The sequence below is a fragment of the Burkholderia sp. Nafp2/4-1b genome, assembly GCF_003635165.1.
GTDB lineage: Bacteria > Pseudomonadota > Gammaproteobacteria > Burkholderiales > Burkholderiaceae > Burkholderia.
Genome location: NZ_ML058597.1, coordinates 604,422 through 618,751, shown reverse-complemented (window position 1 = coordinate 618,751; position 14,330 = coordinate 604,422). Strand labels below are relative to the sequence as shown.

The following is a 14,330-nucleotide window of genomic DNA, read 5'->3' as shown; positions in this document are numbered from 1 at the left end:
GGAAAAGACGCTGGTGTCGGTCACGGTCACACGGTCGCCGGTTCGGCGACGACCGGGATCGCCACGGGCTTGCCGCGCACGCGCTCGTCGGGCGTGGCAGGCCGGATCTGGCCGCGCGTCTCGACGAATGCGATGGTCGTGTCCGGCGCGTCGCTGTTCACGAAGTGGCGGAAGCGCTTGCGGGTTTCCGGATCGGTGACGGCCTTCTTCCATTCGCATTCGTAGGTGTCGACCACGTGCTGCATGTCGGCCTCGAGTTCGGCCGCGATCCCGAGCGTGTCGTGCACGACGACGTCGGTCAGGTAGTCGAGCCCGCCTTCGAGGTTGTCGCGCCACACGCTGGTGCGCTGCAGCCGGTCGGCCGTTCGCACGTAGAACATCAGGAAGCGGTCGATGTAGCGGATCAGCGTGTCACGATCGAGGTCCGACGCGATCAGTTCCGCGTGGCGCGGCTTCATCCCGCCGTTGCCGCACACGTACAGGTTCCAGCCCTTCTCGGTCGCGATGATGCCGACGTCCTTGCCCTGCGCTTCCGCGCACTCGCGCGTGCAGCCCGACACGCCGAACTTGATCTTGTGCGGCGCGCGCAGGCCCTTGTAGCGGTTCTCGATGTCGATCGCGAGGCCGACCGAATCGTCGACGCCGTAGCGGCACCATGTCGAACCGACGCACGACTTCACCGTGCGCACCGACTTGCCGTACGCATGGCCCGATTCGAAGCCGGCCGCGATCAGTTCTTCCCAGATCGACGGCAGCTGCTCGACGCGCGCGCCGAACAGGTCGACGCGCTGGCCGCCGGTGATCTTCGTGTAGAGACCGTACTTCTTCGCGACCTGGCCGACCGCGATCAGCCCTTCCGGCGTCACTTCGCCGCCCGCCATGCGCGGCACGACCGAATACGTGCCGTCGCGCTGGATGTTCGCGAGGTAGTAGTCGTTCGAATCCTGCAGCCCCGCGTGCTCCTTCTTCAGCACGAATTCGTTGAAGCACGACGCGAGGATGCCCGCGACGGCCGGCTTGCATACGTCGCAGCCGAGCCCGTGGCCGTGTTTGGCCAGCAGCGCGTCGAAGGTCGTGATGCGCTCGACGCGGATCAGGTGGAACAGCTCCTGGCGCGAATACGGGAAGTGCTCGCACAGATGGTTGTTGACCGCGAGGCCCTGCTTCTTCATCTCGGACTTCATGATCTGCGTGACGAGCGGCACGCAACCGCCGCACGACGTGCCCGCGCCGGTGCACGACTTCAGCGCGCCGAGGCTCGTCGCGCCGCCGGCCACCGCCGCGCAGATCTGCGATTTCGACACGTTGTTGCACGAACAGATCTGCGCGCCTTCCGGCAACGCCTCGACGCCGATCGCGGGCTTCGCCGCGCCGTCCGATGACGGCAGGATCAGGAATTCCGGCTGCTCGGGCAGCTCGATGCGGTTCAGCATCATCTGCAGCAGCGTGCCGTATTCGGCCGCGTCGCCGACCATCACCGCGCCGTGCAGGAACTTGCCGCAATCCGACACCACCAGCTTCTTGTAGACCTGGCGGCGCTCGTCCGCGTACTGGTAGGTGCGGCTGCCGGCCGTCGTGCCGTGCGCATCGCCGATGCTCGCGACGTCGACGCCCATCAGCTTCAGCTTGGTGCTCATGTCGGCGCCCGCGAACGCGGCGTCGGCTGCTTCGCCGGCGTCGCCCGCGAGCTGCTTCGCGACCACGCGCGCCATGTCGTAGCCAGGCGCGACGAGGCCGTACACCATCCCGTTCCAGGCGGCGCATTCGCCGATCGCATGGATGTCGGCGTCGCTCGTGCGGCAGGCGTCGTCGATCGCGACGCCGCCGCGCGGGCCGATCTCCAGGCCGCACGCGCGGGCCAGTTCGTCGCGCGCGCGGATGCCGGCCGAGAACACGATCATGTCGGCGTCGAGGTGCGCGCCGTCGGCGAATACCATCCGGTGCGTGCCGTCGACGCCATCGACGATCTCGAGCGTGTTCTTGCCCGTATGCACGGTCACGCCGAGCGCCTCGATCTTCGCGCGCAGCATCCGGCCGCCGCCATCGTCGACCTGCACCGCCATCAGCCGCGGCGCGAATTCCACGACGTGCGTTTCAAGCCCCATGTCGCGCAGCGCCTTCGCGCATTCGAGGCCGAGCAGCCCGCCGCCGATCACCACGCCGCGCTTCGCGTGCGTGCCGCATGCCTGCATCGCTTCGAGATCCTCGATCGTCCGGTACACGAAGCAGCCCGCCCGGTCGTGGCCCGGCACCGGCGGCACGAACGGACGCGAGCCCGTCGCGAGCACCAGCTTGTCGTACGCGAGCGTTTCGCCCGACGCGAGCGTAACCGTGTGCGCGGCACGGTCGATCGACGCGACCCGGGCGTTCAGGCGCAGGTCGAACTGCGGATGCCGTTCGAAGAAACCGGGTTCGACGAGCGACAGGTCGTCCGCCGACTTGCCCGCGAAGAATTCCGACAGATGCACGCGGTCGTACGCCGGGCGCGGCTCCTCGCCGAGCACCGTGACCTGCAGTGCGTCCGTCGTGCCGGCTTGCGCCGCGACGCACTCGAGCAGCTTGTGGCCGACCATCCCGTGGCCGATGACGATGAGTTTCATGGTGACGGTTCCTTCGGTCGATCAGTTCGCGGCGCCGGCGGCAGCCAGCGCGCGATCGCGCAGCTCGGCTTCGCGCGCCTTGTGTTCTTCGCTGAAGCGCACGGCCATCGCGCACAGCGCGGTCGCGGTGACGGCCAGGCCGAGCAGGCTCAGCGTGTGCTGCACGTCGCCGACACCCTTCAGCAGGAAGGCCGCGGCCACCGCGCCGACGTTGCCGCCCGCGCCGACGATCCCCGCGACGCCGCCGAGCGCCTTGCGGTCGATGAACGGCACGAGCGCGTAAGTCGCACCGCACGCCATGTGCGTGAAGAGGCCGAACGTCAGCATCGCGACGAGCGCCATGCCGATGCCTTGCGCATGCGAGAACCAGATCAGCCCGAGCCCTTCGCCGATGATCAGCGCGCACAGCAGCGTCGCGCGCACGTCGAGGCTGCGGCGCGCGGCGATCTTGTCCGACAGCCAGCCGCCGAGCGCGCGGGCGAACAGCGCGAGCAGCCCGAACATCCCGACCGCGAAGCCGGCGTCCTTCAGCGACAGGTTGAAGTGATCGACGTAGTACAGCGCGGCGATGTTGTGGATGAACACCTCGACGCCGAAGCACGCGCCGTACGTGACGAACAGCATCCACACGCGATAGTTGCCGCACGCGGCGAAGAAGCTCGCCCAGCCGCCCTTCTTGCCGCTGTCGACCGTCACGCCCTGCTTGCGCAGCGCGACGAAGTCGCCTTGCGGGCAGTCCTGCGTGAAGCGCCAGTACGCCCACGCCATCGCGAGCATCGCGACGCCCGGCACGAAGAGCGCGATGCGCCACGACGAAGCGTCGCCGAAGCCGAGCATCAGGCCGGCGGCGACGAGCAGCGGCATCATCGCCTGCGTCGCGCCCGCGCCCGCGTTGCCCCAGCCGGCCGTCGTCGCGTTCGCGGTGCCGACCACGTTCGGCGCGAACATCACCGACGTGTGGTACTGCGTGATCACGAAGCCCGCGCCGATCGCGCCGATGCCGAGCCGGCAGATCAGGAACGACAGGTAGTCGTGCGTGAACGACACCGCGAACACCGGAATCGCACCGAGCACGAGCAGGCCGACGTACACGCGACGCGGGCCGAAGCGGTCGCACATCGGGCCGACCAGCAGGCGCACGGCGATCGTCGCGGCGACGGCCGCGATGTTGATGTTCGCGACCTGTGCCGCGGTGAGGTGGAATTCGCGTGCGATCAACGGCATCAACGGCGCGCACGCGAACCATGCGAAGAAGCACACGAAGAACGCCATCCACGTCATGTGGAACGCGCGCATCGGCGCGGTGCGGAAGCTGAAGAGATCGATACGGGTAGCTTTGTCGGTCATGTCATCCGCCAAACGAAAAACGGCGTCCTGCGCAGCCGGTCTCGTTGCGAGACTCGATGCGTAGGACGCCGTTGCCCATGAAGCCCGTTGCCGGGCGCGTCAGTATTCGGTACTGCGGACGGATCGCCATTGATCCGCCCGAACCAGCTAACGCAAACGCCATGCCATGTCGGCGCGAATCGCGCGCAAAGCCCCGCCGTACAAGGCTCGCGCGCCGTTGGCCGCGTCACTGCGGTGTGCCGCGCGCGACGCATCAGCATGCATGGAGGCACAGATGTGGTGCGCTGCAGCACTGTCGGCGTGCGACATCGCGGTGCGTTCAGGCGGAACGCGATGCACGTCGATGCGGCATCGCGTGCGCTATCGCCGCGCGGCTGCCCGCGTGTTCGCGGCCGATGTGAACCGGCGCGCGCCGGATGCCGTCACGCGCGCCGCCGTGCGCGCCGCCCGGTTCGCGCACGTTGGCCCGGATATTGCTGAATCTTCACACACACCGGCAACGGCGCCGGTGGGCATTCCCCGCAGAGCAGGCCCGCCATCGCAGGCGGGCACAGCAGATCAGGACAACGACGTCCCCCGTGCACGGCACGGCCGGATGCCGTGGTCGCCTCGACCGCCCGCCGCCGCCGCGCAACACCCAATCGACCGCCGCACGCGGCACTGGAACACGACATGACGACAGGCAAAGTCACGCTGCTGGGCGCCGGCCCCGGCGATCCCGATCTCCTCACGCTGAAGGCCGCGAAGGCGCTGGCGTCCGCCGACGTGCTGCTGCTCGACGATCTCGTCGCGCCCGGCATCGTCGAACTCGCACCGCACGCGCGCGTGATCCGCGTCGGCAAGCGCGGCGGCTGCCGCTCCACGCCGCAGGCGTTCATCGAGAAGCTGATGCGCCGCTACGCGTTGCGCGGCGCGCACGTCGTGCGCGTCAAGGGCGGCGATGCGCTGCTGTTCGGCCGCGCAGGCGAGGAACTCGCGTCGCTGCGCGCCGCCGCGATTCCGGTCGACATCGTCAACGGCATCTCGTCGGGTTTCGCGGCCGCCGCGAGCCTCGGCATCTCGCTCACGCACCGCGAGCACTGCCAGGGCGTCACGTTCGTCACCGCGCATCGCCAGGATCACGGCGAGCCGGACTGGGTCGCGCTCGCGGCAACCGGCACCACGCTCGCGATCTATATGGGAATGAGCCGCGTCGACAGCATCGCGGCCGGCCTGCTCGCCGCGCTGCCCGCGTCGACGCCGGCCGCCGCCGTGCAGTGGGCCGGCACGCCGCACGAGCGCCGCTGGACCGGAACGCTCGGCGGCCTCGCAAGCGGCGTCGCGGCAGCCGGGCTCGGCAGCCCGGCCGTGATGCTCGTCGGCGGCGCGATCGGCGAAGCCGCCGTGCAGCGCATCGATGCGGCCGGCGAAGCGATGTTGTCGCGGGCGGCGTAATGCGTGGCGTAATGCATTGCGTCATCGCGCGGCGCTGCCCGCACGGCCTTTTCGTTCACCGCAGCCGCGTTCGCGCCGGCTGCCGGGGACGTGAACGCAAGGCCACGCATCCGGCGGCTTGCGTCCGCGCCGCACAACCGCCCTTCATCCCTGGCACCGAAGCCGGTCCGCCTGCGTTCGCGTCATGAGTTCGTCTGCCCCATCCGCACGCCTGCGCGTGCTGCTCGTCACCGATACCGACAAGCCGATCGGCGAGCTCGGCGACGCGCTCGCGCGCCTCGGCTACGACATGCTGAACGATGTCGCGACGCCCGCGCGCCTGCCGGCCGCCGTCGAGGAGCAACGCCCCGACGTCGTGATCATCGATACCGATTCGCCGTCGCGCGACACGCTCGAGCAACTCGCCGTGATGCATGCGACCGCCCCGCGCCCGGTGGTGATGTTCAGCCACGACGCCGACCACGCGCTGATCCACGCGGCGGTCGGCGCGGGCGTCAGCGCGTATCTCGTCGAAGGGCTGTCGGCCGAGCGGCTCGCGCCGATCCTCGAAGTCGCGCTCGCGCGCTTCTCGCACGACGACGCATTGCGCCGCCGCCTCGCCGAGGTCGAGCGCGAACTCGCCGAACGCAAGCTCATCGACCGCGCGAAGCGCCAACTGATGGATCAGCGCAAACTGTCCGAGCACGATGCGTATGCGCTGCTGCGCAAGCGCGCGATGGATCAGGGGCTGCGCATCGTCGACATCGCGCGGCAACTGCTCGACGCGCCACCTCACTGATCGCCATGAACACTTCATCTTCCGCCGCGCCGGAACGCGCGCATCTTCGTCTCGGGTTCGTCGCGCTGAGCGACGCGGCCCCGCTGATCGTCGCGCAGCATCTGGAGCTCGGCGCGCGCCACGGCCTGACGCTCGAACTGAGCCGCCAGCCGTCGTGGGCCGCCGTGCGCGACAAGCTGCTGACCGGCGAGCTCGATGCCGCGCATGCGCTGTACGGGCTCGTGTGCGGGCTGCAAGTCGGCATCGGCGGCCCGCAGGCCGACATGGCCGCGTTGATGGTGCTGAACCGCAACGGCCAGGCGATCACGTTCGCGCGCGGCCTCGCCGATGCATACCGCGCCAGCGGCGACGTGCGCGCGGCACTCGCGACGCTCGGCCGCAAGCCGCTGCTCGCGCAGACTTTCCCGACCGGCACGCATGCGATGTGGCTGAACCACTGGCTCGCGTCGCACGGCGTCGATCCGCTGCGCGACGTGCGCAGCGTCGTGATTCCGCCGCCCGAGATGGTCGCGGCGCTCGCGAGCGGCGAGCTCGACGGCTTCTGCGCGGGCGAGCCGTGGCATGCGGTGGCCGAAGCGTGCGGCGCGGGCCGCACCGTCGCCGTCACCAGCGAGATCTGGCCCGACCATCCGGAGAAGGTGCTCGCCGCGCGGCGCGATTTCGTCGCGCTGTATCCGGCCACCGCGCGTGCGCTGATCCGCACGCTCGTCGATGCGTGCGCGTGGCTCGACAGCACCGCGCACCGTCGCGATGCGGCCGCGTGGCTCGCGTCGCCCGACGCGCTCGGCGTGCCGGCCCGGCTGATCGCGCCGCGCCTGCTCGGCGACTACGGCCCGGGACCGTTCGCTCAGCCGCCGCTGCCGATCCGCTTCCACGACGGCGGCGCCGTGAACCGGCCCGATCCGCTGGAAGGCAGGTGGTTCCTGTTGCAATACCGGCGCTGGGGCATGCTCGACGGCACGCACGACGACGCGGCGATCGCCGCGGCGATCGCGCAGACGGCGTTGTATGATGCTGCGGTCGCCGAAGGCGGTGAAGCGGGCGAGTGAATTCCGACACGGGAAGCCGCCTCCGCGGAGCCGCAGATGCGCCGGCCGCGCGATGCCTGCCGGGTGTGACGCAGCGCCCGACACGACGCGCCGGGCCGCCCCGGCGCCGCGCCGCGCGGACGCTTTCAGATCCGTGGCGCCACTCCGTCCCCGTTCAGAATCGATGCCGAAACGAACGCGCACGCCGCTCGACGTGCTGCTCACCGAAATCCGCGCGTGCCGCGCGTGCGAAGCCGACCTGCCGCTCGGCCCGCGCCCGGTCGTGCGCGCCCATCGCGACGCACGCATCCTGATCGTCGGCCAGGCGCCCGGCGCGCGCGTCCATGCGAGCGGCATCCCGTGGGACGACGCGAGCGGCAAGCGGCTGCGCGACTGGCTCGGCGTCGATGCCGACACGTTCTACGACGAGACGCGCTTCGCGATCGTGCCGATGGGCTTCTGCTACCCGGGCCGCGGCGCGAGCGGCGACAACCCGCCGCGCCCCGAATGCGCGCAATTGTGGATCGACCGGCTGATCGCCGAACTGCCGTCGATCCGGCTGACGCTGCTGATCGGCCAGTACGCGCAGCGCCATTTCCTGCGCGGCACGCGCAAGGCGACGCTGACCGATACCGTGCACACATGGCGCGACTACGGCCCCGACGTGCTGCCGCTGCCGCATCCGTCGCCGCGCAACCAGGCCTGGTTCAAGCACCATCCGTGGTTCGACGCCGACGTCGTGCCCGAACTGCGCCGGCGCGTCGCGCCGCTGGTCGACCGATGAAGGATGGGCGCGGCGTACCGTTGATCGGCGATACGACTACTTCAACGGCAAGTCGGACACCACGTCGCATGGCTGCTCGGCTCGTCTGTCATTGAGCTCCGAAACCCAGGCCACTCTCCATTTCAAGCGCATCGTCAATAGCGCCTCCGCCCAATGCGGACGCAGACGCTCATTGCGCTTCAGGGTGTTTGACTCGGGCCGCCGTAACACTTTTTGACTGTGCTCGACTTTCCTCTCCAGTCACGCTCGCATCCCCGCTTGGGAAATGCGCGGCATTCCTTGCATGCGGCCCGCCCACGGAAGTGCCGTTACCGGCAAATATGCCGCCATACAAACAGCGGCCCGCTTTATCGATGTGCATGGAAAAGCGCCGCCTTGCGCACGCCTCAGTACGCCTCCTCCCGGATTTTGCTAGCCTGACTTCCTTTCAAACGAACAACATGAACTCGAGGAATCCGATGAAGCGTTTCGAAAACAAAGTCGCAATCGTAACCGGCGGGGCAAGCGGCATCGGCGAGGCCACCGTCCGCTCATTTGCGCGGGAAGGCGCCAAGGTCGTCATTGCCGATTTGACCGACAAGGGCGCGCGGCTCGCCGCCGACATCGGCGAAAACGGCGGGCAGGCGCTCTACATTCAGACCGACGTCACGAAAAGCGAATCCGTCCAGAACCTGATATCGAGAACCGTGCAGGCTTATGGTCGCGTAGACATCATGTTCGCCAATGCCGGCATTGCCGACGACGATCGGATCGAACAACTCCACGAATCCGCATGGCAAAAGACGATCGATATCAATCTGACCGGCGTTTATCTTTGCGATAAATATGCGATTCAGCAAATGCATGCACAAGGCGGCGGCGTCATCGTCAATTGCGGCTCGATCCACAGCCACGTCGGAAAATCGGGCGTGACGGCCTATGCCGCCGCGAAGGGCGGTGTGAAGCTCCTCACCCAGACGCTCGCGATCGACTACGGCCAGCACAACATCCGCGTGAACGCCGTGTGCCCCGGCTACATCGACACGCCGCTGCTCAAACACCTGCCGGATGCGCAGAAAGAGGCGCTGATCGCGCTGCATCCGATCGGGCGTCTCGGCAAAGCGGAGGAAGTCGCGAACGCCGTGCTGTTCCTGGCGAGCGACGAGGCGTCGTTCGTCAACGGCGCGTCGCTGATGGTCGACGGCGGCTACACGGCCCAGTAAGCGGCGTTCGGGTCCGGCCGCTGCCGCGGCCGGCTGCGAGCGTACCGCGCCAGCGATGCGGCCCGGACGTTTGCGGGATCCGGGCCGTTCACCCCGCCCCGGTCGGCTACGGAGGTGCTTGCGGCCCCCGATTCCGGCCGAAGCCTGAGGCAGACCGATTTCGCTGTACCATCGCGGCTCAACCGCGCCACGAACAGCACAATCCTTCATGCCCTCCACCGCCCCGCCGCGCCTGTACGGGATGCCCGAACGCAGCGACCGGCTCGATTTCTACATCCGCGACCAGGCGTCGCGCCAGGCGATCACCGAGCCGCACCGGCACGCGTATTTCCAGATCCAGTTCAACCTCGGCGGCGACACCGAGCAGCGGATCGGCGGCGTCACGCGGCCGTTTCCGCGCGGCGCGCTCGCGTTCGTGCTGCCGCACCGCGAGCACCTGATTCCGCATCCGGAAGGCGCGCACTTCATCGTGATCAATTTCAGCCAGGCGTTCCTGCGCGCCGATCTCGACGTCGATCCGCTCGATCTCGAGGATGTCCCCGCGCACCGCTTTCCCGAGCTGACGCCGTTCCGCTTCCAGGAACATCTCGACTTCATCCTGACCGGCGACGCACTCGACGAGGCACGCCGCCTCGCGCTGTGCATGCTCGACGCCGACCGCGTACGCACCTTCGGCTCGACCACGCTGCTGCGCGGCTATCTGCTGCAGCTGATCGGGCTCGTCTGCACGCAGTACGCCGGCGCGCTCGACAAGCTCGCACAGCGCGGCGCCCAGCGTGCGGGCCGGCGCGACGCGCTCGCGCGCGTGCTGCGCCACGTGCGCGCAAACCTCACTCGCGAGGACCTGACGCTCGCGGCCACCGCCGAGGCCGCGTTCCTGTCGCCGAACTACCTCGCGCACCTGGTGCGCAAGGAAACCGGCAGCACCTTCACCGATCTCGTGACCGAACGCCGGATCGCGCTCGCGCAATCGCTGCTCGCGCATACGAGCCGGCGCATCGCGGACATCGCGCGTTCCGTCGGCTTTCGCGACGAAGGATATTTCGCGCGGCGCTTCCGCGCGCGGGTCGGCGTGTCGCCGAAGGCGTACCGCGACGCGAACGCCGCGCTGCCTGACGCCGACGAAGCGCCGGCGGGCGGCGACGCGTAGTCTTGTCCGCGTAGTTTTGTCCAGTTAAAGCGCAGTTGCGTCGCATCCGCGCGCGGATGCGTCGGGTATCGTTCCATGCATGCCGGCCCGCGGTGGACCCTGCGGGCGAGGCATCCGTCTTTCCATCGAACGAGGCCCTCCGATGTCCGCATACGTCATCGACGCTGCCGAGCGTCCTTCCGTCGAAGTCGACCAGTCGTCCGCGCGCTTTCCGGTGCGCCGCGTGTTCTGCGTCGGCCGCAACTACGCCGACCACGCGCGCGAAATGGGCGCCGATCCCGACCGCGAACCGCCGTTCTTCTTCACGAAGCCGGCCGACGCTATCGTCCCGGCCGGCGGCACCGTCCCGTATCCGCCGCTGACCGGCGACCTCCATCATGAAATCGAGCTGGTCGTCGCGATCGGCAAGGATGGCCGGTCGATCGACCCCGCCGATGCGCTGTCGCACGTGTGGGGCTACGGCGTCGGCGTCGACCTCACGCGCCGCGACCTGCAGGCCGAAGCGAAAAAGCTGAGCCGTCCGTGGGACTGGGCGAAGGGCTTCGACGCGTCGGGCCCCGTGACGGCGCTGCGTCCGGCAACCGCGACCGGCCATCCGGCAAGCGGGCGGATCTGGCTCGCGGTCAACGGCGACACGCGCCAGCAAGGCGATCTCGCCGACATGATCTGGCCCGTGCCGGACGTGATCGCGTATGTGTCGCGCTCGGTCGAGCTGAAGGCCGGCGACCTGATCTTCACCGGCACGCCGGCGGGCGTCGGCGCGCTGCAGCCGGGCGATCGCGTGACGGGTGGCGTCGATGGCGTGGCGACGTTCGAGTTCGTCGTGGGCGGGAAGCCTTGAGAGGTTGCGCTGGCACGCGCGTCGGGCCGTTCATCGGCGGCCGACGCGGCGTGTCGCGTGTCGTTGATTCGTGCCGATCCGGGCGGCGAAGCCGTCTCGCCGGATCGGCATGTCGTTCATGTGCGTTCGATCATGTGGCCCGTTCGCGTGCGTCGAAGTCGCGTACGCATGCCGCGGCCGCCAATGCGAATACTGCGGATACCGACATCATGACGAGCGGCGCGTAAGCCGCGTTATCGGTGCGCGTTCCCCCCGTCAACGCCTACCGCGCGCGCACCGACACGAACCTGCGCGCGTTGTCGCGCTGAATCAGCACCGAGATCACGCCACCGCTCGCTTCGAGCGACTGCACGTCGTCCGGCGTTTCGAGCAGCGTGTCGTTGAGTTCGAGGACAACGTCGCCGGGCCGAATACCCGCGTGCGCGGCCGGTCCGTGCACCGCGTCCACCATCATCCCGACCGCGAGCCCCGTCGAGCGCCGTTCGGCGTCGCTGAGCGCATGCATCGTCAGCCCGAGTCGATCGCCGGTTTCGGGCGTGCGTGCGGCGGCCATCGTCATGCCGGTGGGACCAGCGGCACCGGGGCCACCGGCCGCACCGGCGGCACCAGCAGCACCAGCAGCACCAGCAGCACCAGCAGCACCAGCAGCACCGACAGTACCAGCAGCACCGGCGGCACCGGGGGCACCGGGGGCACCCGCAGCACCCACGGCACCAGCACCCCCGGCCGCCCCAACCGGGCCCGCACCGACCGCACCCATGCTACCGGCCGCGGCCGCGTTGTCGATCGCGTCGCCCGGCCCCAGTCCCGGCCCCGCCCCCATCCCCGCCCCGGTCCCCGTGACCATCAACACCATCGGCGTGCGGTTGCGAACCAGCCGCAGCGCCGCCTTCTTGCCCGGCGGCAGTGCGGCGGCCACCTCGTTCAGCTCGGCCGACCGGCCGATCGGCTTCGCGCCCAACTGCACGATCACGTCGCCAGCCCTCACACCGGCGACGGCAGCCGGCGAGCCGGGATCCACGCCGTTCACGAGCGCACCGGCCGCACGCGGCAAACCGAACGCGGCAGCCAGCCCCGCGCCGACATCCTGCACGTCGACGCCCAGCACATTGCCGGACGACGCACGTTGCGCCTGCGCGTTGGCGCGCATCTGCGCCCGCACCTGCCCCCGCACCTTCGTCGCGAACGCGATCGGAATCGCGAACGTCGTGCTCGCGTAGCGCTCGGCGCCGGTATAGACCTGCACCGCGATGCCGATCACGTCGCCCGCACGGTTGAACACCGGGCCGCCCGAGTTGTCGGGATTCACCGCGATGTCAGTCTGGAAGAACGGAAACGGGGTGCCGTCGGGCAGCGCATGCGACGTCGCGCTGACGATGCCGGCCGTGACCGTGTTGCCCGAGCCGTCCGGCGCGCCGATCGTCATCACCGGTTCGCCGGCGCGCACCCGCGACGAATCGCCGATGCGCACGACCGGCAGCCGCGTCGCGTCGACGTGCAGCACGGCGACGTCGCTCTGCGGATCGACGGCCAGCACCGTCGCCTTCAGGTCGCGATGGTCGGCCAGCCGCACCGTCACGTCGGTTGCATCGGCAACGACGTGCGCGGACGTCAGAATCAGTCCGTCAGGGCTGACGATGAAACCCGAGCCGCTGCCCGCGATTGCGCGCGGCAACGTATCGGGCGGCGGCGCCTGCGTGCCTTGGGCAGGCGGGAGCGGCGCGCCGCGTCGGAAGAACGCGGCGAGCGGATCGTCGGTTTCGAGGATCGCGAAGTACGGGCCGCCGGCTTGCTGGTCGGGCGCGGCGGTCATGACCGTCACGACCGCCGGGCCGTAGCGGTCGACGATCGCCGGGAAGTCGACCGACATCGAGTAAGGCGACGCGGCGGGCCGGCTCTTCATGGGAGGCGATGCAGCAGGCGGCGCGACGGTCCCGGCGACGGCTGGCGACGGCGAAGACAAAAAGGCGACAAATACGCCCCCGATCAACGCGGTGCGAAGCACGGCGCGAGCAAGCGTCTGGCGAACCAAGGTGCACCTCCCCCGGCAGTGGCGGCGCCAACTCGCGCGAGACGCGCGGGCACCCGACAATTACCGGTACACGCATCCATTTATAGTCCACCCCGCCTCGGGCCAGAGCCGAATCAAACCCGCATGCCGGATGGCCGCGAGGCGGCGGAACCGCGCCAGCGTTCGTTCCGGACAAAGTGCGCGGTTCGTCAATCGGAACATTCACCGCACGCGATGGCGCTGCAGCTGACCGAGACGCACTCCGTGTTCCCGCGCTACCAGGCCAGTTCCAGGAAATTCCGCACGACCGCCGACGGATCGTCGCGCCGCGACGCGATCGCGAGCCGCGCCCGCAGACCCTTGCCCGCGACCGGCCGATACAGGACGCCCGCGACCTGCACCTGCGTAATGGCCTTCGGCACGATCGATACACCGAGCCCGGCAGCCACGAGCGTGACGGCCGACGCGATCTGCGGCGCCGGCTGCGCCATGCGCGGCTGGAAGCCGGCGGCATTGCATGCGGCGACGATGTCGTCGAACAACGCACTGCCCGCTGCGCGCGGCACCTGCACGAACGCCTCGTCGGCCAGTTCCGCCAGATCGATCCGACGACGCTGCGCGAGCCGATGCGCGACCGGCATCGCGACGAACATCGGCTCCTCGTCCCAATCCGCCGCGACCAGCGTGTCGGCGATACGACGCTCCGGACGCACGATCGCGACGTCGAGCCGCCCGGCCGCGAGCGCGTCGAGCAACACGCCGGAGGTCGCCTCCTGCAGCGTCAGTTCGGTATCCGGAAACGCTTCGCGAAAGCGGCGAATCAGGTCGGCCACTTTCGAGTTGAAGGCAGCCGTGCCGGTGAACCCGACCCGCAGTTGCCCGATCTCGCCGCGCGCGGCCCGCTTCGCCGCCCGCGCGGCACGCTCCGCGTCGTCGAGCACGCGGCGTGCCTCTTCGGCGAATACCTCGCCGGCCACGGTCAGTTCGGCGCCGCGTGCGGTTCGTTTGAGCAGTTCGACGCCCAGTTCGCTTTCGAGCGCCTTGATCTGCTGGCTCAGCGGCGGCTGCCCCATGCCGAGCGTTTCCGCGGCCTTCGTGAAATTCGACGTGGCGGCCACGGCCAGGAAGTAGCGGAGATGCCGAAGTTCCATGCGT

12 protein-coding genes are annotated in these 14,330 nt (G+C 69.3%); 8 read left to right on the top strand and 4 right to left on the bottom strand.

Translation table 11 applies throughout. The annotated features are described in order from the left end of the window. Positions 1-26: 26 nt before the first annotated feature. Both nirB and C7H84_RS02875 read right to left on the bottom strand, forming a co-directional pair. Positions 27-2,600 (bottom strand): nitrite reductase large subunit NirB, encoded by a 2,574-nt coding sequence (gene nirB, locus C7H84_RS02880; protein WP_121857318.1) that lies wholly within the window; start codon positions 2,598-2,600, stop codon positions 27-29. A gap of 21 nt (positions 2,601-2,621) precedes the next feature. Beyond that, on the bottom strand, positions 2,622-3,947 hold the full coding sequence (locus tag C7H84_RS02875; protein ID WP_121857893.1) for an MFS transporter: 1,326 nt from the start codon (positions 3,945-3,947) through the stop codon (positions 2,622-2,624). Between the two features lie 262 nt (positions 3,948-4,209). On the opposite strand from C7H84_RS02875, the gene C7H84_RS36170 reads away from it, so the two are divergent. The 8 genes from C7H84_RS36170 (at position 4,210) to C7H84_RS02835 (ending at position 11,164) form a co-directional block, all read left to right on the top strand. Continuing rightward, positions 4,210-4,623, top strand: coding sequence for a hypothetical protein (locus tag C7H84_RS36170; protein WP_162999190.1), 414 nt, complete (start codon positions 4,210-4,212; stop codon positions 4,621-4,623). Continuing rightward, entirely contained in the window at positions 4,620-5,381 is a 762-nt protein-coding gene (cobA, locus tag C7H84_RS02865) for a uroporphyrinogen-III C-methyltransferase (RefSeq protein WP_121857316.1), read from the top strand. The genes C7H84_RS36170 and cobA overlap by 4 nt, the downstream gene beginning before the upstream one ends. A 184-nt stretch (positions 5,382-5,565) precedes the next feature. Continuing rightward, the gene (locus C7H84_RS02860) at positions 5,566-6,159 is read left to right on the top strand and encodes an ANTAR domain-containing protein (RefSeq protein WP_121857315.1); all 594 of its coding nucleotides are present in this window, start codon (positions 5,566-5,568) and stop codon (positions 6,157-6,159) included. A gap of 5 nt (positions 6,160-6,164) precedes the next feature. Then, entirely contained in the window at positions 6,165-7,208 is a 1,044-nt protein-coding gene (locus C7H84_RS02855) for a CmpA/NrtA family ABC transporter substrate-binding protein (protein WP_121857314.1), read from the top strand. Positions 7,209-7,371: 163 nt separating this feature from the next. Further along, a complete protein-coding gene (locus C7H84_RS02850) occupies positions 7,372-7,971 on the top strand; it encodes a uracil-DNA glycosylase family protein (RefSeq protein WP_121857313.1) in 600 nt (199 codons plus the stop codon). A 458-nt stretch (positions 7,972-8,429) separates the two neighbouring features. Next, positions 8,430-9,173: a glucose 1-dehydrogenase gene (locus C7H84_RS02845; RefSeq protein ID WP_121857892.1), complete on the top strand. Its 744-nt coding sequence runs from the start codon at positions 8,430-8,432 to the stop codon at positions 9,171-9,173. 208 nt (positions 9,174-9,381) lie between these two features. Further along, positions 9,382-10,323: a helix-turn-helix transcriptional regulator gene (locus C7H84_RS02840; RefSeq protein ID WP_121857312.1), complete on the top strand. Its 942-nt coding sequence runs from the start codon at positions 9,382-9,384 to the stop codon at positions 10,321-10,323. A 142-nt stretch (positions 10,324-10,465) separates the two neighbouring features. Further along, entirely contained in the window at positions 10,466-11,164 is a 699-nt protein-coding gene (locus C7H84_RS02835; RefSeq protein WP_121857311.1) for a fumarylacetoacetate hydrolase family protein, read from the top strand. A 262-nt stretch (positions 11,165-11,426) separates the two neighbouring features. Here C7H84_RS02835 and C7H84_RS02830 read toward each other — a convergent pair whose 3' ends face one another. Together C7H84_RS02830 and C7H84_RS02825 are read right to left on the bottom strand one after the other, a co-directional pair. Beyond that, positions 11,427-13,196 carry a trypsin-like peptidase domain-containing protein gene (locus C7H84_RS02830; protein ID WP_121857310.1) on the bottom strand — a complete coding sequence of 590 codons (1,770 nt, stop codon included), beginning with the start codon at positions 13,194-13,196 and terminating at the stop codon, positions 11,427-11,429. A gap of 254 nt (positions 13,197-13,450) precedes the next feature. Then, positions 13,451-14,326 (bottom strand): LysR family transcriptional regulator, encoded by an 876-nt coding sequence (locus C7H84_RS02825; protein WP_121857309.1) that lies wholly within the window; start codon positions 14,324-14,326, stop codon positions 13,451-13,453. Positions 14,327-14,330: the final 4 nt, after the last annotated feature.